Source organism: Neisseria meningitidis, from assembly GCF_022869645.1.
GTDB classification, from domain to species: Bacteria; Pseudomonadota; Gammaproteobacteria; order Burkholderiales; family Neisseriaceae; genus Neisseria; species Neisseria meningitidis.
In genome coordinates this window covers 1,659,562-1,686,468 of the sequence record NZ_CP064367.1, presented here as the reverse complement: position 1 = coordinate 1,686,468, position 26,907 = coordinate 1,659,562, and the positions used below count along the sequence as shown (strand labels likewise).

The window sequence follows — 26,907 nt, the reverse complement described above, 5'->3', positions numbered from 1 at the left end:
AAACGGTTTGCCTGCCCTTACGGCAGCAGCCTTGCCCTGAACATCGCCTCCTTCATTTGGCGCACGGCCTCGGGCAATCCGAGGAAAAGTGCCTGCGAAATCAGCGAATGCCCGATGTTCAGTTCGCGGATGGCGAGGATTTGGGCGATGGGGGTAACGTTGTGTATGGTCAGTCCGTGTCCGGCGTTGACGACCAAGCCCAAATCGCTGGCAAAATGCGCGCCGTTTTGGATGCGCTCGAACTGCCTGATTTGTTCGGCGTGGCTGCGCGCGTCGGCATACGCGCCTGTGTGCAGCTCGACAACGGGCGCGCCGACATCACGGGCGGCTTGGATTTGCCTGTCGTCGGCATCGATAAACAAGGACACGCGTATGCCCGCGTCGGTCAGGATTTTGGTGAATTCGGCAATTTTGTCTTGTTGCGCCAATACGTCCAAGCCGCCTTCGGTCGTGATTTCCTGACGTTTTTCCGGCACGATGCACACGTCTTCCGGCATCACTTTAAGCGCGTTTTCGAGCATTTCTTCCGTCAACGCCATTTCAAGGTTCAGGCGCGTGCGGATGGCGTTTTTGACAGCAAACACGTCCGCGTCTTTGATGTGGCGGCGGTCTTCGCGCAGGTGCATGGTAATCAGGTCGGCACCGTGCGTTTCGGCAACCAGTGCCGCCTCCACGGGGCTGGGATAAGTCGTGCCGCGCGCATTGCGGACGGTAGCGATGTGGTCGATGTTGACACCTAAAAGCATAATCTTTCCTTTTATTTCTGCCTTCAGACGGCATTTGAAGCCGTGCCGTCCGAAGTCGGGACGGTTTCCCGGGCGGTTTCTTTGCGGTCAAACTGCCGTATCTGTTCCAACACCTGCCGCGATTTCAGCCCCTCGGGCAACAGGTGGCGGATAAAAAGCCGTGTGATTTTCAATGCCTGTTGCAGGCTTTCGGCAGTGCGGAAACTGCCTTCGCGCAAATCGATCAGGCTCTGCCCGGGGGCGACAACGCCGGCGGCGTGCGGCGGTACGGCAAATCCTTTTCCGACGGGGAAGACGGCTGTTTCCGGGCGGACAAGGTATGTGCCGCCTGCCGCAATCGTCCCGCCGTCCCCGTCGCGGTTCAAATCGGGGGCAACGCCCAACAGGTTCAGCAGCCGCCACTCGAAACGGCGCAAGTCGTCGATATAAGCGGCTTTGCAGCACACCGCCTCCATCACTTCCGCCAACGCGTCGTATAACTCGGGCAACGGATCTTCGCGGACGGTCAACTTCAGCATCAACTCGTTCACATACAATCCGCTGAACAAAGCCCTACCCTGCGGCTGCGGCCACCCGCCTATCCATTCGGCGCGATGTAGGGTCTTCAACTCTTGCGAACCATACCAAGACGCACTCACCAGCACAAACGGCACCAACACGCCGCGCAATTCGCTCTGCCGTTTGCGCGCGCTTCTTGCCAAAAGTGCCACACGCCCGTAACGGCGGCTGAACGCTTCGACCCGCAGGCTGCTTTCGCGCCAGGGCGAGGAAGCCAACAGGAAGACGGGTTCGTGGTTGACTCGGTGTTCGGACATCATGCCTGAAATGCCGTCTGAACGCTGCCGCCGCTACAAAACGGCGGTCGGGTACGAACCGATGACTTTGACGAACGAAGCGCGTTCGCCCAAGCGTTCCAATGCCGTCTGAATCTGCGCGTCCCGGCGGTGTCCTTCGATGTCGATGAAGAACAGGTATTCCCACAAAACGGATTTACTCGGACGGCTCTCAAACTTGGTCATGGAAATACCCGACTCAGTCAGCGGTTGCAGCAGCGAGGCAACCGCGCCTGCCCGGTTGGGCGCGGAAACGGCCAGCGAAGTCTTGTCGCTGCCGCTTGCACCGGTTTCGTGATGTCCCATCACCAAGAAGCGCGTGGTGTTGTTCGGTTCGTCTTCGATGCACTCGGCAACCATATCGAGTCCGTAGATTTCCGCCGCCGTGCGTCCGGCGATGGCGGCAACCGTACCGTCGTCCGATTCGGCAACCAGCCTTGCGGCTTCGGCATTGCTGGACACGGCAATCCGTTCGGCGTTGGGCAGGTGTCTGCCCAACCAGTCGTTGCACTGCGCCAACGCCTGCGCGTGGGAAAAGACTTTGGCAATGCCTTCGGTGCTGCCGTTGTTTTTACGCAAAAGGTTGTGGTGGATGCGCAAAACGACTTCGCCGCACGCCTGCAACGCGGTAACGGCAAGCAAATCCAACGTGCGCCCGACCGAGCCTTCGGTCGAGTTTTCCACGGGCGCGACCAGATAATCCGCCTGACGGGTTTCAACCTGCTTGAAGCAGTTGTCTATGGTCGGACACGCCATGGTGTGCGCGGCGTGTCCGAAATGCTTGATCGCCGCCTGCTGGGTAAACGTGCCCTGCGGCCCCAGATAGGCGATGGTCAGCGGGCGTTCGACGGCGAGGCACTCGCTCATCACTTCCCGAAACAGGCGTGCTACCGATTCGTCGGGCAGCGGGCCTTTGTTCAAATCCTGAATGCGGCGCAACACGGCGACTTCGCGTTCGGGACGGTACACTGCGCCCGTGCCTTTCAGCTCGCCGATGGCGTGGGCGTGTTGCGCACGTTCGTTGAGCAGGCGCAGGATTTCGGCATCGATGGTGTCGATGGCGTTGCGGTGGGGAAGGAGGAGTTCGTCGATAGTTTGGGACATAATTTCGCCTGAACGGTGGTTTGCCGTGCATTCTAACATCAAATGCCGTCTGAAACGGTTTCAGACGGCATTTTCCGTTAAAGGTATTCGCTTTGCCCGTTTTCTTTCCACGCACGATGCGAGCAGAGCCACAAAAGCGCAATGCCGCAAGAGGTAGACGCGGTCATGGTTGCCGCCATCACGGTTGCCGAACCGTCGTGCAAGAAGGTCGCCGCCATACCCACCCCCGCGCCGATTAAAGATTGGAATACACCCAATACGGCGTTTGCGCTGCCGCCCTCTTCTTTGAAATAGGACATAAAACACGCCTGCGTGTTTGCACCGACCAAGCCCTGCGTACCGACGGAAAACATCACGCACGCGACCAGCAGCCAAAACGGGGGCAACCCGAAAAACAGCACGGCGGCGAGTTGGGACAGGTTGGCGGCAAACTGGACGACAATCCCCCACAGCAGGATGCTTTGCGGATGCACGCCGGTTTTGAGCCGCCACGCGGTAATACGGTTGAAAAACATCATCGTGATGATGTTGAGTGCAAACGCCCAAGCGTACTGGTGCGGCGTAACGTGGTAGAGCTGCTGGTACACGAAGGAAGATTCGGTCAGAAAGGCGAACATCGAACCGAAGCTGAATGCCTGAAAAAACAGATAACCCATCGCGGCACGGGTTTTCAATACGCGTTTGAACCGCCCAGCCACCAGCCCGAACACATCCCTGCCGATTTTGCCGCCGACGGCGGGCTTGGGCAGGAAATACTGTACCAAACCGAGCAGCACCAGCGAATACGCCGCCAGAAAAACAAAAATCGCCTGCCAGCCACCCAAGCCCTGCAACAATGCGCCGACCATGGGTGCGACCAGCGGCACAACCATCAAAATGATGCCGATAAGGGCAAACATCTGGGCGGCTTTGCGTCCGGAATAATAATCGCGCACCATTGCGCCGACGATGACCACAGTCATGCCCGCACCGAATGCCTGCACGACGCGCAGGTTGAGGAGCTGTTCGGCACTCGAAGCAAATACGATGGCGGCAACGGCAAGGCAGTAGACGGCCAGTCCGGTCAGCGCGACGGGTTTGCGCCCTTTGATGTCGGACACCGAACCGCCGACCACCTGTCCGAACGCCGTGCCGAACATAAACAAACTCAGGCTCTGTTCGATGCGGTGGACATCCGCGTTCAGCGACTGCGCCATTTCGGGAATCGCGGGCAGGTAGGCATCGATGGAAAACGGCATCAGCGTAACCAGCATCGCCATCAAAACCGCCATCAGTTTTTCGCTCATTTCAGGATAATGGGCAGAAGGCATAAATTCTCGTCCGATTCGCAAACAAACCGCCCGGCGGCGGAAAACACAATACGCGGAAACGGAAAATTTTAACACACCGGCACAAACAGGCGGCAACAAAAGCCCCGGCAAAACCGGACGAACCGGAACGATATAGTGGATTAACAAAAACCAGTACGGCGTTGCCTTGCCTTAGCTCAAAGAGAACGATTCTCTAAGGTGCTGAAGCACCAAGTGAATCGGTTCCGTACTATCTGTACTGTCTGCGGCTCGCCGCCTTGTCCTGATTTTTGTTAATCCACTATAAAATCCCGTCATTCCCGCGCAGGCGGGAATCCGGACATCCAACGCTGCAGCAATTTGTCGGAAATAACCGAAACTCAAAAAACCGGATGCCCGCCTGCGCGGGAATGACGATGCAAAGATGGTCGTTATTTCGGATAAATATCCGTCTTTTCGTTCCGGATACCCGCTTTCGCAGGAATGGAGATGGAAAGATTTCAGCCTATTCGGCAATCATCAAATACCGCTTCCCAACTTTATTTTTGATGCGACAGCCGGCCGGCAACCAAGGTGGCGGCGATGACGACAAACACGCCCAAGACGGACACGGGCGACAGGTGTTCGCCCAAAATCAAAACCGCCAGCAGCACGCCGACGACGGGTTCGAGCGAAATCAACAGTCCCGAAACGTTGGCAGGAACACGGCTCATCCCCTTGTTCCACAGCCAATAGGCGTACCAGCTGCACCCCACGCCCAAATACAGCAGCGACAATACCATTCCGACGCTCCAGTCCACGGTATAACTTTGCGCCAAAGCAAGCGAAAACGGCAGGCACATCAACGATGCGGCGGCAATGGAAACAGATGTGAATGCCGGTGCGCCGATGCGTGCAATCAGCCTTTGCGTCGGACGCATAGCGGCACAAAAGCCCGCGCCCGCCAACAACACCAGCAGGCAGCCGAACCAGCCGACTTCGCCGCCCTCTTCCGCACCGCCCGCCATCAGCAGCGCGACACCGGCAAATGCCGCCGCGCCGCATATCCAGTGGTAGGCACGCGCTTTGTCGTTGAAGAAAAAGTGTCCGACAAACACCATCAGCAGTGGCTCGAGTCCGACAATGACCGATGCGCTGGCGGCGGAAGTGTATTTCAACCCGACAAACTGAAGCAGCAGGGTCAGCACATAGTTGACGAACGACACAATCAGCAACGGCTTCCATTCCTCACGCGGAATCTTGCCGACATGACGGCGGCAGGCGGGCAGTGCAGGCAGCGCAGCAATCAGCAGGCGCACGCCGACCATCAATGCGGGATCGATGCCGCCATAGACATATTTGGCGGCAATAAACGAGCTGCTCCAGATAATCAGGGCAAGGATTTGGTAAAACATAGTGAGTGATAAAGTCAGATGGTCATACAAAAGTATAGCGGATGAACAAAAATCAGGACAAGGCGGCGAGCCGCAGACAGTACGGATAGTACGGAACCGATTCACTTGGTGCTTCAGCACCTTAGAGAATCGTTCTCTTTGAGCTAAGGCGAGGTAACGCCGTACTGGTTTTTGTTCATCCACTATAACAGCAACCCTGTCGCCGTCATTCCCGCAAAAGCGGGAATCCAGTCCGTTCAGTTTCGGTCATTTCCGATAAATGCCTGCTGCTTTTCATTTCTAGATTCCCACTTTCGTGGGAATGACGGCGGAAGGGTTTTGGTTTTTTCCGATAAATTCTTGAGGCATTGAAATTCCAAATTCCCGCCTGCGCGGGAATGACGATTCATAAGTTTCCCGAAATTCCAACATAACCGAAACCTGACAATAACCGTAGCAACTGAACCGTCATTCCCGCAAAAGCGGGAATCTAGAATCTCAGACTTTCAGATAATCTTTGAATATTGCTGTTGTTCTAAGGTCTGGATTCCCGCCTGCGCGGGAATGACGATTCATAAGTTTCCCGAAATTCCAACATAACCGAAACCTGACAGTAACCGTAGCAACTGAACCGTCATTCCCACGAAAGTGGGAATCTAGAATCTCAGACTTTCAGATAATCTTTGAATATTGCTGTTGTTCTAAGGTCTAGATTCCCGCCTGCGCGGGAATGACGAATCCATCCGCACGGAAACCTGCACCACGTCATTCCTACGAACCTACATCCCGTCATTCCCACAAGGACAGAAAACCAAAATCAGAAACCTAAAATCCCGTCATTCCCACGAAAGTGGGAATCTAGAAATGAAAAGCAACAGGCATTTATCGGAAATAACTGAAACCGAACAGACTAGATTCCCGCCTGCGCGGGAATGACGGCTGCAGATGCCCGACGGTCTTTATAGTGGATTAACAAAAATCAGGACAAGGCGACGAAGCCGCAGACAGTACAGATAGTACGGAACCGATTCACTTGGTGCTTCAGCACCTTAGAGAATCGTTCTCTTTGAGCTAAGGCGAGGCAACGCCGTACTGGTTTTTGTTAATCCGCTATAACAGCAACCTTGTCGCCGTCATTCCCGCAAAAGCGGGAATCCAGTCCGTTCAGTTTCGGTCATTTCCGATAAATTCCTGCTGCTTTTCATTTCTAGATTCCCACTTTCGTGGGAATGACGGCGGAAGGGTTTTGGTTTTTTCCGATAAATTCTTGAGGCATTGAAATTCTAGATTCCCGCCTGCGCGGGAATGACGATTCATAAGTTTCCCGAAATTCCAACATAACCGAAACCTGACAATAACCGTAGCAACTGAAACGTCATTCCCACCACTTTTCGTCATTCCCACAAGGACAGAAAACCAAAATCAGAAACCTAAAATCCCGTCATTCCCGCGCAGGCGGGAATCCAGTCCGTTCAGTTTCGGTCGTTTCCGATAAATTCCTGCTGCTTTTCATTTCTAGATTCCCACTTTCGTGGGAATGACGGCGGAAGGGTTTTGGTTTTTTCCGATAAATTCTTGAGGCATTGAAATTCCAGATTCCCGCCTGCGCGGGAATGACGGCTGCAGATGCCCGACGGTCTTTATAGCGGATTAACAAAAATCAGGACAAGGCGACGAAGCCGCAGACAGTACAAATAGTACGGAACCGATTCACTCGGTGCTTCAGCACCTTAGAGAATCGTTCTCTTTTTTGTTCATCCGCTACATTGTGTTGAAACATCGCCCCAAACCCGATATAATCCGCCCTTGAACCATCAGTGAAAATCGTTCTTTTTAATCAGTTAAACCGAATACGGAGTCGAAAATGAATCCAGCCCCCAAAAAACCTTCTCTTCTCTTCTCTTCTCTTCTCTTCTCTTCTCTTCCGCAGCGCAGGCGGCAAGTGAAGACGGCAGCCGCAGCCCGTATTATGTGCAGGCGGATTTAGCCTACGCCGCCGAACGCATTACCCACGATTATCCGCAAGCAACCGGTGCAAACAACACAAGCACAGTAAGCGATTATTTCAGAAACATCCGTACGCATTCCATCCACCCTCGGGTGTCGGTCGGCTACGATTTCGGCGACTGGAGGATAGCGGCAGATTATGCCAGTTACAGAAAATGGAACGACAATAAATATTCCGTCAACACAAAAAATGTGCAGGTGAATAAAAGCAATGGCAACAGGCAAGACCTGAAGACGGAAAATCAGGAAAACGGTACATTCCACGCCGTCTCCTCGCTCGGCTTGTCCGCCGTTTACGATTTCAATACCGGTTCCCGCTTCAAACCCTATGCAGGCGTGCGCGTCGCCTACGGACATGTTAGACACAGCATCGATTCGACCAAAAAAACAACAAATGTTCTTACCGTCCCCACCAATATTCCTGGCGGAACACCTACGATTTATAATCAGGGAAGTACGCAAGACGCCTATCACGAAAGCCACAGCATCCGCCGCTTGGGTCTTGGTGTCGTCGCCGGTGTCGGTTTCGACATCACGCCCAAGCTGACTTTAGACACCGGATACCGCTACCACAACTGGGGACGCTTGGAAAACACCCGCTTCAAAACCCACGAAGTCTCATTGGGCGTGCGCTACCGCTTCTGATTCCCCGACACCGATGCCGTCTGAACCTTCAGACGGCATTTTTGATTCACCTGCCGTTTACAGACGCGGGGCGGGCGTGGAAATACCCGAACCGTCATTCCCGACAACACCGTAATCTTGAAACCCGTCATTCCCGCACAGGCGGGAATCCAGACCCCTGACGCGGCGGGAATCTATCGGAAATGACTGAAACCCCGAGATTCTAGATTCCCACTTCCGTGGGAATGACGATTCAGTTTCGTTCCGACAACACCGTAATCTTGAAACCCGTCATTTCCGACAACGCCGCAATCTTGAAATTCGTCATTCCCGCACAGGCGGGAATCCAGACCTGTCCGCACAGAAACTTATCGGATAAAAACAGTTGCCCAAACCCCGCGTTCTAGATTCCCACTTTCGTGGGAATGACGGGATGCAGGTTTCCGTATGGATGGATCCGTCATTCCCGACAACACCGCAATCTCGAAATTCGTCATTCCCGCGCAGGCGGGAATCCAGACCTCCGACGCGGCGGGAATCTATCGGAAATGACTGAAACCCCGCGTTCTAGATTCCCACTTCCGTGGGAATGACGGTTCAGTTGCGTTCCGACAACACCGCAATCTTGAAATTCGTCATTCCCGACAATACCGCAATCTCGAAATTCGTCATTCCCGCGCAGGCGGGAAGCCAGACCTCCGACGCGGCGGGAATCTATCGGAAATGACTGAAACCCCGAGATTCTAGATTCCCACTTCCGTGGGAATGACGGTTCAGTTGCGCTCCGACAACACCGTAATCTTAAAACCCGTCCGACAACACCGTAATCTTAAAACCCGTCATTCCCGCGCAGGCGGGAATCTAGACCTGTCCGCACAGAAACTTATCGGATAAAAACAGTTGCTCAAACCCCTCGTTCTAGATTCCCACTTTCGTGGGAATGACGTGGTGCAGGTTTCCGTATGGATGGATTCGTCATTCCCGCGCAGGCGGGAATCCAGACCCCTGACGCGGCGGGAATCTATCGGAAATGACTGAAACCCCGAGATTCTAGATTCCCACTTCCGTGGGAATGACGGTTCAGTTGCGTAGGACTGGGTCGTCGAAAGGGGCGGATTCGATGGATTCGATGAAAACGGTAGAAATGTGGGATTGATGGAAATGGCAGGCTGAAGCCCATCCTACAGCCCGCTGATTCCCCGGCACCGATGCCGTCTGAACCTTCAGACGGCATCCAAAACCCGGTATTTCAAGGCGGGCAGGCGGTTGCGGACGCTGTTCAGGCGGTTGGCATCGATGTCTGCCGTAACGATGCCTTCGCCTTCGGGTAATACGTCCAATACGTCGCCCCACGGATCGACAATCATGCTGTGTCCGAACGTGCGCCGTCCGTTTTCGTGCAAACCGCCCTGTGCCGCCGCCACGACGTAACATTGGTTTTCGACGGCACGCGCGCGCAGCAGCAGCTCCCAATGCGCCTTGCCCGTCGTGTGCGTAAACGCAGCGGGCAGCATCAATACGTCAAACGGCAGCTGGCGGCGGAAAAATTCGGGAAAGCGGACATCGTAACAAATGCCCGCCGCCACCGACACGCCTTCTGCCAACAAGTGCGGCACTTCCCGCCCCGCGAGGATGGTATCGGCTTCGGCATAGCGTTCGCCCAAACCGGAAAAGCCGAAGAGGTGCATTTTGTGGTACAGCCCCGTCCGTTTGCCGTCGCGCCCGTACACCAATAAAGTATTCATGACCTTGCCCGCCTCGGGGCTTTGCAGCGGCACGGTTCCGCCGAACAGCACCACGCCGCATTCTTTCGCCGTTTCGCTCAATGCCGTCTGAAAGCGTCCGCCGCCCAAAGGCTCGGCAAGCGCGAGTTTGTCGGTATCGTTTGCGCCCATCAGCACCCAATATTCGGGCAGCAGCACCCAATCCACACCCTGCTCCGCCGCCCGTGCGACCAGGCGTTTCATGGCAGCGACGTTGGTTTCCGGCGACACGCCCGACACCATCTGCACGGCGGCAACTCTGATTTTGTCCATTTCTTCTCCTTTTTCCTGCCGACCTTGCGGCATATTCCGCCGATAGGCTACCATGACGGTACTTTGCGAAAACCGTTTACACAAATGCCCATTTTGAACCATATTGCCCTCATCGGTGTAGGGCTGATCGGCGGTTCGTTCGTTCTCGACCTCAAAAGGCAGGGACTCGTCCGCACCGTTACCGGTATCGACACCGACCGCGACAACCTCGAACGTGCATTGGAACGCGGCGTGATTGACCGGGCTTCCGTTGCCATCGACGCGGACAGCATCGGCGGTGCGGACTTGGTACTGATTGCCACGCCCGTCGCCACCGTTCCCGCCATTTTGACCGCGCTGCGCCCCGTTTTGCCGGAACACACTTGGATTTCCGATGTCGGCAGCACCAAATCTTCGGTCATCGAAGCCTTCCGCCGCTGTCTGCCCGACCGCCTGCACCGCTGCATCGCCGCCCACCCGATTGCCGGTTCGGACAGAAGCGGTGCGCAAGCCGCGCAGTTCGGGCTGTTCCGCCACAGAAAACTCATCATCACGCCACACGGCGGCGAACATTCAGACGGCATTGCCTTGATAGAAAACCTGTGGCACGCGGTCGGTGCGGAAATTTATACGATGGACGCGCAACGCCACGACGCGGTTTTCGCCGCCGTCTCCCATATGCCCCACCTGACCGCCTTCGCCTATGTCCACCAGATTCTCGACCACCCCGACGGACAGGAATATCTGAAATTCGCCGCCACGGGCTTTCGGGACTTCACCCGCATCGCCTCCGGTCATCCCGCCGTGTGGGCGGACATCTGCCTTGCCAACAAAGACAGCCTGCTGCAACTGGTTCAAGGCTTGGGCAAACAGTTGGACGTTTTGGCAGACATCCTGACCGCCGACGACCGCGAAGCCCTGTACCGCTATTTTGAAGAAGCCAAAACCACACGCGACCGCTGGCTGGACGGCAACTGACCGCCCTGCCGTCTGAAAAGCAAACCGCCCAGACCCGAAATCTGCGGCGGTTTGTCTCAACCGGGCCTGCCGTCCGAACGCGGACGAATCAGCCAAGGAATATACTTCCACGCATACACCAAAAGCGCGAGTGCAAACAAAACCGAAGAGGTGCGTATGCTGTGCGTGTAGGCAGTGCCGGAAGAAAATACGGCAACCATACGGACGGCGGTTGCCGCCATCATCAGCCAAAACGCAACGGGAACGGCTTTGGGCGGCGGATAAATCGGATTGCCCGTATGACCGAGCGCGGTACGCGCCATCATGCCCAAAGTCAGCACGCCGATACCGCCGACCCCGATCAGATGCACACCCAGATTGAGGAAAGCGGGTTTGAAATAAGACGCGCCGACCGCAATCAGCCCCAATCCGGTAAACAGATAGCCGGCAAACAGAATCCACAGCATCGGCTCTTTCAACACAGGCTTATACCACCAGCGGTACACCTGCACGGTAAAAATCACACCTGCCGCAAACGCGAAAGCCGCCGACAGCCAAGGCATCACGCCGTGCGCCATCAGCATGGCGGTCAGCATGGGCAGCCACAGCGAAGCCTGCGCCACCCATTTCGGACTGGGAATCTGCGGCACATTCAACCGTTTGGACGTAAAAAACGAAATAATCCGCGTACCAATCAGACCGATAAAACCCGACACCATCACCAAGCCCGACTGCAATCCGCTCAAGAGTCCGCCTAGGTTGCCGTTGTGCAGCTGGACGTGGAACGCCGCGTGCGTACCGCCCAAGACGAACAGCGCGAACACGGCAACATAATTGCGTTGATTCTGCGAACGGATAACGGGCAAAGCCATGCACACCGCGCCGTACCAGAAAAACAGCGTACCGAGTATGCCGCTTGCCGACGCACCCCAACCCGGGATAAAGGCGGCAATCCGCGCAGCCAGCCAAAAGATAGTCAAGCCGACCAGAACGCCGCCCCGCGTGGGCGGCTGCCCCGTCCAAGTGGCGACGGCGGTCAGCAGGAAGGCGATGACGACCAGTCCGGCATAACCCCAAATCATCTCATGCGCGTGCCAATAGAAACCGGACAGCTCGTGCGTTCCCGTGTAGCCGAAACCCCACAGCAATACGGACAATGCGCCGTACAGAGCCGCCAGTGAATAAAACGGGCGGAACGCCATTGCCCAAACGGGGTGCTTGGTAAATTTCATGTGTGTTCCTTGTTTATCATTAATATATTTGCCGCAAAACGGAATCATGCCGGCAAAAACGGTTCAACGGCGGGAAACAGCTCGCGTTCTTCAAAGCGCGCGTGATCGCGCAGGGTTGTGGCAAAAGCGGTATTCCACGCCGCGTTACCGTATTCGGGGCTTGCCATCATCTGCCGCAGTCGGGCGTGGTCTTTCTCGAAACGTTGTTTCAATTCGGGGGCGACATTCTGCCAAATTGGGGCAAACTTGGCTTCTTCTTCGCGAAAATGGGTTTCCAATTCGGAAAAATGCGGTTCGAGTTCGTCCCGATGCCGTTCTTCCGGCGTCCGCAACAGACGCACGCACAGGGAAAGCGAATGGTGGTGGTCACGCGAAAGCCCGATAAGGGCGGGATGTCGTTTCAACGGTTTCATGATTTTGAGTTACAATAACAAATTATCAAACGGTAGCGCGGATGTTTCAGACGGCATACCGCCGCAGACAGGCTGCATTCTACCGCCCCGACGGACAGGGTTTCAACCATTAAGGTATTGTCCGTGAACCTTAAACCGTACCGATAAGAATAACGATCCATACCGAGAAAATCATGTATTTGACACAACATACGGACTACGGGCTGCGCGTCCTTATCTACACTGCCATCAACGACGATGCGCTGGTCAACATCAGTACCATCGCCGTAACCTACGGCATTTCCAAAAGCCATCTGATGAAAGTCGTTACCGCGCTGGTCAAAGGCGGCTTCCTCCACAGCGTACGCGGAAAAGGCGGCGGGCTGAGGCTGGCCTCGCCGCCCGAACGCATCAATATCGGCGCGGTCGTCCGCCATCTCGAACCGATGCAGCTGGTCGAGTGCATGGGCGAGAACAACGAATGCCTGATTACACCGTCCTGCCGGCTGACGGGCATACTCGGCGGCGCGATGAAGTCGTTTTTCACGTATCTGGACGGTTTCACGCTCCAAGACCTGCTCAACAAGCCGACCTACGACCTGCTCTACGAACCGAGAATTCCGATTGCGGTGCAGTAATGCATCAAAATGCCGTTTCAAACGGATATTCCGACCGAGCGCGATACGCGCCGGCATTTCGGACTGCCGCCGGCAAGGCGCGCAATGCCGTCTGAACAGCCGATGCTTCAGACGGCATCGGTTTCCCTACAAACCGAACACCGCCGTATCGCCGCAACCTTGGCGCACCAATTCCGTGCCGTCGGTCATATCGACGACGGTGGTCGGCTCGGTTCCGCACCAGCCGCCGTCAATCACCAAATCGACGGCGTGTTCCAAACACTCGCGGATTTCATAAGGATCGGTCAATGGTTCGCCGTCTTCGGGCAGCATCAGGGTGCAGCTTAAAAGCGGTTCGCCCAATTCCCCCAGCAGGGCTTGTGCAATGGCATTATCGGGAATACGCAGCCCGATGGTTTTGCGTTTCGGGTGCAGCGTGCGCGCCGGCACATCCTTCGTCGCCTGTAAAATAAAAGTATAAGGCCCGGGTGTGGCGGCTTTAAGCTGACGAAACTGTACGTTGTCAATTTTGGCGTACGTGCCCAACTCGCTCAAATCGGCGCACATCAGGGTCAGGTGGTGTTTCAAATCGATTTTGCGGATGGAGAGTATGCGTTCCATCGCCGCCTTATCGCCGAGTTTGCAACCCAAGGCATAACAGGAATCGGTCGGATAAACGACCACGCCGCCTTTATTGACGATTTCGACCGCCTGCTTGATGAGGCGTTCTTGGGGGTTGTCGGGATGAATAGCGAAAAACTGTGCCATAGTTTGTGTCCTTATCGTCATGTTTTCCGTATTGTACGCCCGAAATTCAAAATCCCGTCATTTCCACAAAAACAGAAAATCCCGTCATTCCCGCGCAGGCGGGAATCCGGTTCGTTCGGTTTCGGTCATTTCCAACAAATCCCTGTCGCTTTGCGTTGCTGGTTTCCTGCTTTCGTAGAAATGGCGGCGGAGGGTTTCTGTTTTCCGACAAATATTTATGTTTACAGGATGAAATTCCACCGTCCGCACAAAAATGCAAGATAACAAAAAAATGAACAATGCCGTCTAAAATCCTCATCAGCCTAATCGGGCGTTTGGGGTTTCAGACGGCATTGTGCGGACTCGTCCCTTTTTTGGCTACAAGATGCCGACAAGTTCGGCAGTGTCGCAGGCAATCATCAGTTCTTCATTGGTCGGGACAACCAAAACAGCCGGAGAAGAATCGGTCGGGCTGATAATACCCGAATTGCCGTAGCGTTTTTCCATATTGGCTTTGGTGTCGATGTGCAGACCCAAGAAATCAAGATAGGAAACGGTTTTGGCACGGATATTACGCGAGTTTTCGCCGATACCGCCGGTGAACACGAGTGCGTCAACGCCGCCGCAGCCCACAGCCATCGAAGCGATGTATTTGGCGAGGCGGTAGGTCATAACTTCGAGGGCGAGGCGCGCGCCTTCGTGGCCTTCGTCGGCGGCGATTTCGAGGGTGCGGCAGTCGTTGGAGAGTTCGGAAATACCGAGCAAGCCTGATTTTTTATTCAGCATTTCATCAACTTGTGCAACATCCAAACCGGCGTGTGAAGTCAGATAGCTGTATACGCCCGGGTCGATATCGCCGCAGCGCGTACCCATTACCAAACCTTCGATCGGCGTGAAACCCATACTGGTATCGACGGATTTGCCGTTTTTGATGGCGGTAATGGATGCGCCGTTGCCTAAGTGGGCAATAATCATGCGGATGTCTTCCAGAGGTTTGCCCAAGATGCATGCGGCTTCAGGGGCAACGTAACGCATACTGGTGCCGTGGAAACCGTAGCGGCGGAAAGCGTATTTTTTACGCAACTCGCGCGGCACGGCATAAGTGTAGGCACGCTCCGGCATGGTTTGGTGGAACGAAGTATCCATCACGCCGACATTGGGCAGACCGGGGAAATGTTCCTGTGCGGCGAGGATGCCGCTGATGTTGGCGGGGTTGTGCAGCGGCGCAAGCGGAATGCAGGCATTGAGTTCGTCCATTACGGCCTGGTCGATCAAAACAGACTCGCTGTATTTTTCGCCGCCGTGGGCGATGCGGTGGCCGACGGCTTGAATGCGGTCGTGCAGTTCGTGTTTTTCCAGTTCGTTCAACAGCATACCCACCGCGCCGGCGTGGCAGTTCCGGCCGCTCAGGGGAACTTGGCGTTTGTTGCCGTCTTTGCTGAACGTAATGACGGCTTCGGGCGTGGTCAGGCGTTCGCCGAGGCAGCTTAGGACGACGCTGCCGCTTTTGCGGTCGATAACGGCACCTTTGAGCGATGAACTGCCGCAGTTCAGAACAAGAATGAGTTGGTCGGACATGATGTTTCTCCTTGTAGTTTGTGGTTGTTTTTTGGTGTGGGGTCGTCTGAAAAAGGATGGGCGTTGGGCGGAGTGTGTTTCAGACGGCCTCTTTGGGCAAAGCGTATGCCGCATTTTCTATCGTTATTCCGTCCCCGCCTACGCGAGGACAGGCTGTGGCGGGAATCCAGAATGTAGAACTCACGAAACCTGTTTTCCCCTACCAATCCTCCATATTGACAGGTCTAGATTCCCGCCTGCGCGGGAATGACGGTAATACGGGAAGCTGTCTTTTATCGGGGTTTCCGTGTTCTTCCTTGTGATTTGCCGCCTTCCGCCACAGGGCAAGGGAAAGGAATGGTCAGTGATTTGATGTTTACTTGTTTTTCAGACGACCTGTTTATGGCTCGCGGGCAAACCCATGCTACGTCAATTTAAAAACAATCTTCCGGCACCCTGACCCAACCTTCCATCATCACGCGTGCGCTGCGGCTCATAACCGCTTTGGTGGCCGTCCATTGTCCGTCCTGACATTCGGCGGCTGCACCGACGCGCAATGTGCCGGAAGGATGCCCGAAGCGCACTTCTTTACGCGTTCCGCCGCCTGCGGCAAGGTTGACCAGCGTACCGGGCACGGCGGCGGCGGTCGCAATGGCAACAGAGGCGGTACCCATCATCGCGTGGTGCAATTTGCCCATGCTCAGGGCGCGTACCAGCAAATCGATGTCGGCGGCATTCACGGTTTTGCCACTGGAGGCGGTGTAATCGGCGGCGGGCGCGACGAAGGCGACTTTCGGCGTGTGCGCGCGGGCGGCAGCTTCGGATACGTCGCTGATCAGACCCATTTTCAGCGCACCGTAAGCGCGGATTTTCTCGAATTTTTCCAAAGCTGCGGCATCGTTGTTGATGTCGTCTTGCAACTCTTTGCCCGTGTAGCCCAAGTCGGCGGCATTCAGGAAAACGGTCGGAATGCCCGCGTTGATGAGCGTGGCTTTCAAACGGCCTATATTCGGCACATCAATTTCATCGACCAAATTGCCGGTTGGGAACATACTGCCTTCGCCGTCGGCTGGATCAAGAAATTCGATTTGTACTTCGGCTGCCGGGAACGTTACGCCGTCGAGCTCAAAATCGCCTGTTTCCAAAACTGCGCCGTTTTGCATCGGTACATGGGCAATAATGGTTTTGCCGATGTTTTTCTGCCAGATTTTGACTGTGCAGATGCCGTCTGAAGGAATCTTGCCTTTATCGACCAAGCCTTGCTCGATGGCAAATGCGCCCACGGCGGCGGTGAGGTTGCCGCAGTTGCCACTCCAATCGACAAAAGGTTTGTCGATGGAAACTTGCCCGAAAAGGTAATCGACATCGTGATCGGCGCGTTCGGACTTGTCCAAAATCACCGCCTTGCTGGTGGACGAGCTGGCGTTGCCCAAACCGTCTATCTGCTTGCCGTAGGGATCCGGGCTGCCGAGTACGCGCAAGAGGATTTTGTCGCGTGCGCTTCCCGCTTCCCGCGCCGCCTCGGGCAGGTCGGAACGTTTGAAAAACACGCCTTTTGATGTACCGCCACGGTAGTAAACGGCGGGAATTTTAATTTGCGGCATTTCTAGATTCTCCTTATGTAGCGTGGGCTCTGCCCACGATTTTTATAGTGGATTAGGCTGCCACTCCGACCAAAGCCGTTTGATTCCGCAAACTGTCGGGGTTCGCCCCAATCTACGGCTACTGTGTTGTGATACGGCAGATTATTAAACCCCGTCATTCCCGCGCAGGCGGGAATCCAGATTTATCCGCACAGAAACTCATCGGATAAAAAGGTTTCCTCAATTCCACTTTCTGGATTCCCGCCTGCGCGGGAATGACGATTTACAGTATAGTGGATTAAATTTATAGTGGATTAACAAAAACCAGTACAGCGTTGGCTCGCCTTAGCTCAAAGAGAACGATTCTCTAAGGTGCTGAAGCACCAAGTGAATCGGTTCCGTACTATCTGTACTGTCTGCGGCTTCGCCGCCTTGTCCCGATTTTTGTTAATCCTCTATACCATGTCAATTCAGCCTTTATTTCGCGGGCAAAGCCCACGCTACACCCACTTTCCAGAAGTACATTAGGCTGCCACTCCGACCAAAGCCGTTTGATTCCGCAAACTGTCGGGGTGCGCCACAATCTACGGCTACTGTGTTGTGATACGGCAAATTATTAAACCCCGTCATTCCCGCGCAGGCGGGAATCCAGATTTGTCCGCACAGAAACTCATCGGATAAATAAGGTTTCCTCAATTCCACTTTCTGGATTCCCGCCTGCGCGGGAATGACGATTTACAGTAGATGCCTGCCATATCGAGAATTACGTGAATGAGCAAAATGTTGAACCCGACCCACGCTACGTCTTGCTTTTCAGACGACCTCTAAGCCGCGTTCCCTTCCAAAAAATCCTGTGCAAACCGTTGCAATACGCCACCGGCTTCATATACCAACACTTCTTCTGCGGTATCGAGGCGGCAGGTAATGGGGACTTCGACGGTCTCGCCGTTTTTACGGTGAATCACAAGGGTCAGGTCGCAGCGCGGTGTGCGTTCGCCGACAACGTCGTAGGTTTCCGTACCGTCCAGTTGCAGGGTGTGGCGGTTGGTACCCGGTTTGAACTGCAGCGGCAACACGCCCATACCGATCAAGTTGGTGCGGTGGATACGCTCGAAGCCTTCGGCAACAATCGCTTCCACGCCGGCGAGGCGTACGCCTTTTGCAGCCCAGTCGCGGCTTGAGCCTTGACCGTAGTCCGCGCCGGCAATGATGATGAGCGGCTGTTTGCGGTTCATATAGGTTTCGATGGCTTCCCACATGCGCATGGTTTGGCCTTCGGGTTCAACGCGTGCCAGCGAACCTTGGCGTACGCTGCCGTCTTCGTTTCTCACCATTTCGTTAAACAGTTTCGGATTGGCGAAGGTTGCGCGTTGGGCGGTCAAGTGGTCGCCACGGTGGGTTGCGTAAGAGTTGAAGTCTTCTTCAGGCAAACCCATTTTTGCCAAATATTCGCCTGCGGCACTGCTTGCCAAAATCGCATTGGATGGCGAGAGATGGTCGGTGGTGATGTTGTCGGGCAAAATCGCCAGCGGACGCATACCGCTTAATGTGCGTTCCCCTGCCAGTGCGCCTTCCCAGTAAGGTGGGCGGCGGATATAGGTAGACATTGGACGCCAGTCGTACAGCGGGCTTGGTGCTTTTTGCGCTGTGCCGGTGTCGAACATCGGGATATAAACGTCGCGAAATTGCTGCGGTTTCACATATTCGGCAACGATGGCATCGATTTCTTCATCGGTAGGCCAAATGTCTTTCAGGCGGATTTCTTTGCCGTCTGCAACGCCGAGTACGTCGTTTTCAATATCGAAACGGATGCTGCCTGCCAGCGCGTAGGCAACGACCAACGGAGGCGAAGCGAGGAAAGCCTGTTTCGCATACGGATGGATACGGCCGTCAAAGTTGCGGTTGCCTGACAATACGGCGGTGGCGTACAAATCGCGGTCGATGATTTCTTTCTGGATTTTCGGATCCAGCGCGCCGCTCATGCCGTTACAGGTGGTACATGCGAAGGCAACGATACCGAAGCCGAGTTTTTCCATTTCGGGCAGCAGATCTGCTTCTTTCAAATAGATTTCGGCTACTTTTGAACCCGGGGCAAACGAAGATTTCACCCAAGGTTTGCGTTGCAAGCCGAGGCGGTTGGCATTGCGTGCCAACAGCGCGGCGGCGACAACGTTGCGCGGATTGGAAGTATTGGTACAGGAAGTAATCGCGGCAATAATCACTGCACCGTCAGGCATTTGGCCGTCTGAAGGCTCTTCGTAAGGTTTAGCCAAGCCTTTGCCGGCCAAATCGGCGGTCGCAAAACGCGCGTGCGGGTTGCTCGGGCCTGCCATATTGCGCGTTACGCTGCTCAAATCAAATTTCAAAACGCGCGGATAAACGGCGGTTTTCAAGGCATCTGCCCACAAGCCTGCGGTTTTGGCGTAGGTTTCCACCAATTTCACCTGCGCGTCGTCGCGTCCGGTCAGTTTCAAATAATCAATGGTTTGCTCATCAATAGCGAACATCGCGGCAGTCGCGCCGAACTCCGGCGTCATGTTGGAAATGGTCGCGCGGTCGCCGATAGACAGGCTTCTCGCGCCCTCGCCGAAGAATTCGACAAACGCCCCGACCACGCGTTCTTTGCGCAGAAACTCGGTCAGTGCCAACACAATATCCGTCGCCGTAATGCCCGCCTTCCGTTTGCCGTTCAGCTCAACGCCGACAATATCGGGCAGGCGCATCATGGACGCGCGTCCCAGCATTACGGTTTCCGCTTCCAATCCGCCCACGCCCACGGAAATCACGCCCAGCGCATCGACGTGTGGCGTGTGCGAATCCGTGCCGACGCAGGTATCGGGGAAAGCCACGCCGTTTTTGACTTGGACGACGGGCGACATTTTTTCTAGATTGATTTGGTGCATGATGCCGTTGCCCGCCGGAATCACGTCCACATTTTCAAAAGCGGTTTTTGTCCAGTTGATGAAGTGGAAACGGTCTTCGTTACGTCTGTCTTCGATTTCGCGGTTTTTGCGGAACGCATCGGGGTCGTAGCCGCCGCATTCCACCGCCAGCGAGTGGTCGACGATGAGCTGGGTTTGCACCACCGGATTCACTTTGGCAGGATCGCCGCCTTTTTCGGCAATCGCATCGCGCAGACCTGCCAAATCCACCAACGCGGTCTGCCCCAGAATATCGTGGCACACCACCCGCGCCGGATACCAAGGAAAGTCGATTTCCTGTTTTCCCTCAATCAGCTGACCCAGCCAGCTTTGCAGCGTCGGCAAATCGACTTTGTCCGCGCGGTTGACCAAATTCTCCGCCAAAATGCGGCTCGTGTAAGGCAGCTTGTCGTAAGAGCCGGGTTTGATGCCCTCACACGCCGCACGCGCGTCGTAGTATTCCAAATCCGTACCGGGCAGCGGTTTGCGGTAACGTTGGTTGGCAGCCATGTCGGTTCTCCTGTGGATCTGTTTTTCTTGTGGTTTGAGGTTTCAGCCGACGTTTTGAAGGGGTCGTCTGAAAGGGTTTAAAACATCGAAACAATCATCTGATACAGCGGATTTCTCTCGTCTATCAACAATTTCACAGCCATCGAAATGCTGATGACAATCAGCAGCGGCTTAATCAGCTTCGAACCGAAGCGGACGGCAAATCTCGCACCTAAATTCGCACCGACAAACGCACCGACCGCCATCGTTGCCGCAATCGGGAAAATAATCGAACCGTGCAGCAGGAATACCGATAGCGAACCAAGATTGCAGGCAACGTTCGCCAATTTGGTGTAAGACATCGCGTTCAACAGCTTGCAGCCGAGCAAAACAATAAAGGCAATCAGAAAAAACGAGCCGACACCCGGTCCGAACACACCGTCGTAAAAACCCAAAAGTGGTGCAACCGTCAGACCGAACAGAAAAAAAGACATTCTGGCTTTGCCTTCCTTACTGCCGTCGAGCTTGGGCGAAAACACAAAATACAGCGCGACAAATATCAACAAAACCGGCACGACCGCCAGCAGAATATCTTTGGAAACCAAGCTGACCGATAATGCACCGACCACGCCGCCTGCAAACGATGCTGCCGCAATCGGGAGACCTTTCTTCCAATCAATCAAACCTTTGCGTGCAAAAGAAACCGTAGCCGAAAACGTAGCAGCGGCTGCTTGCAGCTTGTTGGTGGCAATTGCCGACACGGGAGGAATACCTGCCAACAAGAGTGCAGGCAGCGTAATCAAACCACCCCCACCCGCAATCGCATCGATAAATCCGGCAATCATCGCAACCAAACCCAAAGCGAGTATTATGTATAAATCTTCCATGTTTCTTATCCTGTTACTTGCACCAATACAGGATTATCTTCTTCTATTAGGTTAAATTTTTAAACTTATTTCAGACAACCTTTCCAATCAGGCAAGGTCGTCTGAAATCCTCAGCTTTGCATACCGAAATTAAAGAACAAACTGCTATTGCATTCTTCAATTATCGTTCTTCAATCTCCACAAACGCCAAATCTTCAGGGCCTGTGTAGTTTGCGCTCGGACGGATGATTTTGCCGTCTTTGCGTTGCTCAAGAACGTGTGCGCTCCAACCGGTTGTACGGGAAATTACGAACAGCGGTGTGAACATAGCGGTCGGTACGCCCAATTTTTGGTAGGAAACGGCAGAGAACCAGTCCAGATTCGGGAACATTTTTTTCTCTTCCCACATCACGCTTTCCAAACGTTCGGCAATGTCAAAGAGGCGCATATCGCCGGTTTCTTTGCTCAAACCGCGTGCCACTTCTTTAATGACAACGTTGCGAGGGTCGGAAATGGTGTACACCGGATGACCGAAACCGATCACGATTTCTTTGCGGCCGATGCGTTCGCGGATGTCGGCTTCAGCTTCGTCGGCATTGCGGTAGCGTTTTTGAATATCGTAAGCCACTTCGTTCGCGCCGCCGTGTTTCGGACCTTTCAACGCGCCGATTGCTCCGGTAATGCTGGAGTACATATCAGAGCCTGTACCGGCGATCACGCGGGCGGTAAAGGTAGAAGCGTTGAACTCGTGTTCGGCATACAGAATCAGTGAAACGTGCATGGCTTTGATGTGTGATTCGCTTGGGCGTTTGCCGTGCAACAGTTGCAGGAAATGACCGCCGATGGTCTCTTCGTCGCTTTCAACCTCAATGCGTTTGCCGTTGTGCGAATATTGATACCAGTACAAGAGGATGCTGCCGAGGCTGGCGATCAGTTTGTCGGCGATGTCGCGCGCTTCACTTTCCGGATGGCTTTCACGTTCAGGATGAACGCAGCCCAGCATGGATACGCCGGTACGCATTACGTCCATCGGATGGGTATGTGCAGGCAGGCTTTCCAAAACTTTAATCACACGGATAGGCAGGCCGCGCATGGATTTGAGCTTGGTTTTATAAGCGGCCAGCTCGAATTTGTTGGGCAGATGGCCGTGAATCAGCAGGTGGGCGACTTCTTCAAACTCGCATTTTTGTGCCAAATCCAGAATGTCGTAACCGCGATAGCTCAAATCGTTGCCGGTACGGCCAACGGTACACAAAGCGGTATTACCGGCCGCAACGCCAGAAAGCGCAACGGATTTTTTAGGTTTGAGGGTCGGGGTTTGAGTAGTTTCAGTCATGGTATTTCTCCTTTGTGTTTTTATGGGTTTCGGGTTTTCAGACGACCGATGCGGATTTGTTGAAAGGCAGTCTGAAAGCGGTAAATCATTTTTGAAACAATTTATCCAGTTTTTGCTCGAAGGCATGATAGTTCAGATGCTCGTACAGCTCGGCACGGGTTTGCATACTGTCCACCACCGCCGCCTGAGTGCCATCGCGCATAATCGCTTCGTAAACATTCAGAGCGGCTTTGCTTGCTGCACGGAACGATGACAGCGGATACAGCACCAGCGACACGCCGTTTTCAGCCAGCTCGCTTTGGGTATAAAGCGGAGTGGAACCAAACTCGGTAATGTTCGCCAACACGGGCACTTTCACCGCATCTGCAAATTGGCGGTACATGTTCAAATCGGTCATGGCTTCAGGGAAAATCATGTCCGCACCGGCTTCGACACAAGCTTCGGCGCGTTCGATAGCGGCATCCAAACCTTCTACCGCCAGCGCATCGGTACGCGCCATAATCACGAAGTTCTCATCAACGCGCGCATCTACGGCAGCTTTGATACGGTCGACCATTTCATCTTTAGATACAATGGCTTTGTTCGGACGGTGGCCGCAGCGTTTTTGCGCTACCTGATCTTCGATGTGAACCGCTGCAACACCGGCGCGTTCAAAGTTGCGAATGGTACGGGCAATATTGAATGCACCGCCCCAACCCACATCGATGTCCACCAGCAGAGGCGTATCCACGTTGTCCGTAATGCGTCGTGCGTCGATCAGCACATCTTCCATTGTGGTAATGCCCAAATCAGGGATACCGCAAGAACAGGCTGCCACGCCGCCGCCGGACAGATAGATGGCTTTGAAACCGCTTTGGGTGGCCAATCGTGCAAAATAAGCATTGACGCAACCGGCGACGGCAAGCGGATTCGATTCTTTCACGGCTTGGCGGAAACGTGCTCCGGCAGAGTGTTGACTCATCATATTTCTCCTTTATAGACTTTTTTTCAGTATGGACAGGCTTCCATCACATTCGGACGGCAAAACACAGCCATCCGACGCGTCGGGCATCCCAATCCAATCATTAAAAATATATGGGAACAATTATCTTATTGATATTTAAAACGAATCAAAGAAAAACAGCAGACCGTTCGGAATTATGCGGCAAAACCGCAGACAAGAAGAAAACAAGGGGATTATTCAGAAAAGGGGAAAACATCTGAATTGGTTTCATAGTAATGTTCCTTTGTAGTATTGTGTAGTTTTATTTTTCGCTAATCTAAAACACAAGACTGAAAATGTCAAACATTTTTAAGGAGACTCATTACATAATTTTAATATTTTATTTTAATTCCATGATTAAACTAGATTAATTTTGAATTATTTGTTTCAATAAAATTGTCAGGAAATCAAGAAAAATTTTTGATAATCAAAATCCTGAAAACTTATAAAATATTTTATACATAAAAACAATGTATTATTTTTAAGCAATCCGATGTATTTTATTATGTATTTGATTTTTATTTAATTTAATAAAAATTAAATATACCGGCAAACAAAATGCCGTCTGAAAACCTTTCAGACGGCATTTTTAATATCGAATCAATCAGCCCAAATACCAGAATTTCAGTGCCCACAATACGGCAACAATCCATACCATAGGCGGAACGTCTTTGGTGCGGCGGCATAAAAGTTTAACCACGGCATAACTGATGAAGCCGAAAGCGATGCCGTCTGCAATCGAATAGGTAAACGGCATGAAGACAATGGTCAGGAATGCGGGTGCGGCTTCCGTCATATCGTCCCAATCGATGTCCCTCGCACTGCGGAGCATCTGCGTGCCGACATAAAGCAGGGCGGGCGCGGTGGCAAAAGCGGGAACACTTTTCGCCAAAGGTGAAAACATCAGGCAGGCGAGCATCAATACGCCGACGGTAACCGCCGTCAGACCTGTCCGCCCGCCTGCCGATACGCCCGCCGCACTTTCCACATAAGGCGTGGTTGAAGAAGTACCCAAAGCCGCACCTGCCACAATAGCGGTAGAGTCTGCAAGCAGTGCGCGTTTCAGGCGGGGCAGCTTACCGTCCACCAGCAGTCCGGCACGATGCGATACACCGACCAGTGTTCCGGTACTGTCGAACAGATCGACTAGGAAAAAGACGAAAATCACGCTGACCATGCTGACGGTAAACAACCCTTTAAAATCCATCTGCATAAAAGTCGGCGCAATGCTCGGCACTTCGCCGATGATGCCGTGAAATTCGTTCAAACCCATCAGGCTGGCAATGACGGTAATCGTCAAAATGGTGATGATGATTGCGCCTTGAACGCGGAAATGTCCCAATACGACCACCATGGCAAAACCGAACAGTGCCAACAACGCGGACGGCTGATGAATATCGCCCAAGCCGACCAAGGTTGCCGGATTGGCAACGATAATGCCTGCGCCTTTCAGGGAAATCAGTGCCAAAAACAAACCGATACCGGCAGCAATCGACATTTTCAAACCCATAGGCAGTGCGTTGACCAGCATTTCCCTGACTTTAAAAAAGCTGAACAGGATGAAAATCAGACCGGAGATGAACACCGCACCCAACGCAACCTGCCAAGGCACGCCCATACCCTTAACGACGGCAAAGGTGAAATAGGCATTCAGCCCCATCCCCGGTGCGAGTGCAATCGGATAGTTGCCGACAAAACCCATAACAAAACAGCCGATGGCAGACGCGATACAGGTAGCGACGAATACCGCCCCCATATCCATGCCGGTCTCGCCCAAAATCAGAGGGTTGACGATAACGATGTAGCACATCGTCAAAAAAGTTGTCAAACCCGCCATCAACTCGGTACGCACCGTCGTACCGTTTGCCTTCAGCTTAAAAATCCCGTCCAACAGTGTTTGTTTTGAAGTGTCCATATCTGAAAGTCTGTATCAAGTGGAAAAATCTGAATCCGCCGACCGCAAACCGTACGAAATTGCAACATCTTGAAAAACATACCTCCCAAACCGGACAAACCGATTCGGGAGGCAGCAGGTTTACGGGCAAACAGCACATTATTTGTCTGAATTGTGTTGACGACGCAAAATCGCAGGGATTTCAAAGTCGTCAAGTACGGACTGATTGTCGAAATCCGCAGCGGTAAGGTTCATCGTGCGGATACCGCGATTGGTGCGGATCATACCTTCGACATTGTGGCTTTGCTCCTGTTTGGACGGAGCAACCGCTTCTACCTCCCTTGCCGGAACAAAATCGACCGCGCCTTTTTCTTTCAGACCGGTAGCGATAATGGTAATCCGGATGGCATCTTCGCTCATGGTCTCGTCTTCAGCCGCACCGAATTTGCATTCCAAATCGGGATGCGCGCTTTGGTTGACGATTTTCATGACTTCGGACAACTCGGACATTTTCAAGCAACCCGGAGCAGTCGTAATATTGACCAGCACACCGCGCGCTCCGTCCAAGGTTACATCGTCCAGCAGCGGACTGGAAATGGCCTGGTCGGTCGCCATACGCGCACGGTCGATACCTTGGGCATAACCCGAACCCATCATAGCGATACCGCGGTTGCTCATCACGGTTTTCACGTCGGCAAAGTCGAGGTTGATGATTTCGCTCGGGCAAGTTACCACTTCGGAAATGCCTGCGACCGCATCGCGCAATACATTGTCGGCGGCACGGAAGGCTTCGCGCATCGTTACGTCTTCACCCAATGCAGTCATCAGTTTGTCGTTCGGGATGATGATCAGCGAATCGACGTGTTCTTTCAACTGTTCCAACCCTGCCTGTGCGACATGGACGCGCTTACCTTCATATGCGAACGGTCGGGTAACCACGGCAACGGTCAGAATGCCCAAAGACTTGGCAATCTCAGCAACAACCGGCGCGGAACCGGTACCGGTACCGCCGCCCATACCGGTCGTGATAAACAGCATATTCGCACCGCGAATGGCTTCTTCAATGGCTTCCCGGTCTTCCTGGGCTGCCGCACGGCCGATATCGGGATTCGCGCCCGCGCCCAAACCGCGTGTCAGATTCGTACCCAACTGGATTCTCTTCGCCGCATGGTTTTTTGCCAGAGACTGCGCATCCGTATTGGCACTGATAAACTCCACACCGCGCACATTGTTGGCAACCATGTTATTGATTGCATTGCAACCGCCGCCGCCCAAGCCGATTACTTTAATCACCGCAGGGCTGACTGCCGATTCTGCCACGTCGTAAACAAATTCCATTCAAA

Annotated in this window: 19 protein-coding genes and 1 pseudogene; 3 read left to right on the top strand and 17 right to left on the bottom strand. The window is 53.8% G+C overall.

What is annotated here, in order from left to right:
* Nucleotides 1-17: 17 nt before the first annotated feature.
* The 5 genes from pdxJ to IUJ45_RS08550 form a co-directional block, all read right to left on the bottom strand.
* Nucleotides 18-746 carry a pyridoxine 5'-phosphate synthase gene (pdxJ, locus tag IUJ45_RS08570; protein ID WP_002229055.1) on the bottom strand — a complete coding sequence of 243 codons (729 nt, stop codon included), beginning with the start codon at nucleotides 744-746 and terminating at the stop codon, nucleotides 18-20.
* Between the two features lie 23 nt (nucleotides 747-769).
* A complete protein-coding gene (gene recO / locus IUJ45_RS08565; protein WP_002245908.1) occupies nucleotides 770-1,561 on the bottom strand; it encodes a DNA repair protein RecO in 792 nt (263 codons plus the stop codon).
* Nucleotides 1,562-1,594: 33 nt separating this feature from the next.
* On the bottom strand, nucleotides 1,595-2,722 hold the full coding sequence (gene pheA / locus IUJ45_RS08560; protein ID WP_010981272.1) for a prephenate dehydratase: 1,128 nt from the start codon (nucleotides 2,720-2,722) through the stop codon (nucleotides 1,595-1,597).
* Nucleotides 2,723-2,760: 38 nt separating this feature from the next.
* On the bottom strand, nucleotides 2,761-3,993 hold the full coding sequence (locus IUJ45_RS08555; RefSeq protein WP_002245907.1) for a multidrug effflux MFS transporter: 1,233 nt from the start codon (nucleotides 3,991-3,993) through the stop codon (nucleotides 2,761-2,763).
* Between the two features lie 518 nt (nucleotides 3,994-4,511).
* On the bottom strand, nucleotides 4,512-5,366 hold the full coding sequence (locus tag IUJ45_RS08550) for a DMT family transporter (RefSeq protein ID WP_002236718.1): 855 nt from the start codon (nucleotides 5,364-5,366) through the stop codon (nucleotides 4,512-4,514).
* A 1,866-nt stretch (nucleotides 5,367-7,232) separates the two neighbouring features.
* Here IUJ45_RS08550 and IUJ45_RS08545 point away from each other — a divergent pair.
* Nucleotides 7,233-7,997: pseudogene (locus IUJ45_RS08545) on the top strand (opacity family porin); the annotation flags it as partial.
* A gap of 1,202 nt (nucleotides 7,998-9,199) precedes the next feature.
* Here IUJ45_RS08545 and IUJ45_RS08540 read toward each other — a convergent pair.
* Nucleotides 9,200-10,012 (bottom strand): carbon-nitrogen hydrolase family protein, encoded by an 813-nt coding sequence (locus IUJ45_RS08540; protein WP_002245905.1) that lies wholly within the window; start codon nucleotides 10,010-10,012, stop codon nucleotides 9,200-9,202.
* A gap of 84 nt (nucleotides 10,013-10,096) precedes the next feature.
* Between IUJ45_RS08540 and IUJ45_RS08535 the strand changes: the two genes are divergently transcribed.
* Nucleotides 10,097-10,969 carry a prephenate dehydrogenase gene (locus IUJ45_RS08535; protein ID WP_002245904.1) on the top strand — a complete coding sequence of 291 codons (873 nt, stop codon included), beginning with the start codon at nucleotides 10,097-10,099 and terminating at the stop codon, nucleotides 10,967-10,969.
* 56 nt (nucleotides 10,970-11,025) lie between these two features.
* Here the strand turns inward: IUJ45_RS08535 and IUJ45_RS08530 are convergent, their stop codons facing one another.
* Both IUJ45_RS08530 and IUJ45_RS08525 read right to left on the bottom strand, forming a co-directional pair.
* Nucleotides 11,026-12,180: an NnrS family protein gene (locus IUJ45_RS08530; protein ID WP_002216549.1), complete on the bottom strand. Its 1,155-nt coding sequence runs from the start codon at nucleotides 12,178-12,180 to the stop codon at nucleotides 11,026-11,028.
* A 44-nt stretch (nucleotides 12,181-12,224) separates the two neighbouring features.
* Nucleotides 12,225-12,593: a hemerythrin domain-containing protein gene (locus IUJ45_RS08525; protein ID WP_002245903.1), complete on the bottom strand. Its 369-nt coding sequence runs from the start codon at nucleotides 12,591-12,593 to the stop codon at nucleotides 12,225-12,227.
* A gap of 173 nt (nucleotides 12,594-12,766) precedes the next feature.
* Here IUJ45_RS08525 and IUJ45_RS08520 point away from each other — a divergent pair, with 173 nt between their 5' ends.
* Nucleotides 12,767-13,210, top strand: a complete 444-nt coding sequence (locus IUJ45_RS08520; protein WP_002245902.1) for an Rrf2 family transcriptional regulator — start codon at nucleotides 12,767-12,769, stop codon at nucleotides 13,208-13,210.
* A 126-nt stretch (nucleotides 13,211-13,336) separates the two neighbouring features.
* Here the strand turns inward: IUJ45_RS08520 and IUJ45_RS08515 are convergent, their stop codons facing one another.
* The 9 genes from IUJ45_RS08515 to ftsZ form a co-directional block, all read right to left on the bottom strand.
* Entirely contained in the window at nucleotides 13,337-13,957 is a 621-nt protein-coding gene (locus IUJ45_RS08515; protein WP_002245901.1) for an L-threonylcarbamoyladenylate synthase, read from the bottom strand.
* Nucleotides 13,958-14,314: 357 nt separating this feature from the next.
* On the bottom strand, nucleotides 14,315-15,514 hold the full coding sequence (locus tag IUJ45_RS08510) for an acetate kinase (protein ID WP_002245900.1): 1,200 nt from the start codon (nucleotides 15,512-15,514) through the stop codon (nucleotides 14,315-14,317).
* Between the two features lie 413 nt (nucleotides 15,515-15,927).
* Nucleotides 15,928-17,097, bottom strand: coding sequence for a 2-methylaconitate cis-trans isomerase PrpF (gene prpF / locus IUJ45_RS08505; protein WP_002212510.1), 1,170 nt, complete (start codon nucleotides 17,095-17,097; stop codon nucleotides 15,928-15,930).
* Nucleotides 17,098-17,900: 803 nt separating this feature from the next.
* The gene (gene acnD / locus IUJ45_RS08500; protein WP_002246805.1) at nucleotides 17,901-20,507 is read right to left on the bottom strand and encodes a Fe/S-dependent 2-methylisocitrate dehydratase AcnD; all 2,607 of its coding nucleotides are present in this window, start codon (nucleotides 20,505-20,507) and stop codon (nucleotides 17,901-17,903) included.
* 77 nt (nucleotides 20,508-20,584) lie between these two features.
* The gene (locus IUJ45_RS08495) at nucleotides 20,585-21,373 is read right to left on the bottom strand and encodes a TSUP family transporter (RefSeq protein ID WP_002232836.1); all 789 of its coding nucleotides are present in this window, start codon (nucleotides 21,371-21,373) and stop codon (nucleotides 20,585-20,587) included.
* 160 nt (nucleotides 21,374-21,533) lie between these two features.
* On the bottom strand, nucleotides 21,534-22,688 hold the full coding sequence (gene prpC, locus IUJ45_RS08490; protein ID WP_002216540.1) for a bifunctional 2-methylcitrate synthase/citrate synthase: 1,155 nt from the start codon (nucleotides 22,686-22,688) through the stop codon (nucleotides 21,534-21,536).
* An 85-nt stretch (nucleotides 22,689-22,773) separates the two neighbouring features.
* Entirely contained in the window at nucleotides 22,774-23,649 is an 876-nt protein-coding gene (gene prpB, locus IUJ45_RS08485; protein WP_002246808.1) for a methylisocitrate lyase, read from the bottom strand.
* Between the two features lie 625 nt (nucleotides 23,650-24,274).
* Nucleotides 24,275-25,585, bottom strand: a complete 1,311-nt coding sequence (locus tag IUJ45_RS08480) for an NCS2 family permease (protein ID WP_002246777.1) — start codon at nucleotides 25,583-25,585, stop codon at nucleotides 24,275-24,277.
* Nucleotides 25,586-25,723: 138 nt separating this feature from the next.
* Nucleotides 25,724-26,902 (bottom strand): cell division protein FtsZ, encoded by a 1,179-nt coding sequence (gene ftsZ / locus IUJ45_RS08475; protein WP_002212501.1) that lies wholly within the window; start codon nucleotides 26,900-26,902, stop codon nucleotides 25,724-25,726.
* Between the last annotated feature and the right edge of the window lie 5 nt (nucleotides 26,903-26,907).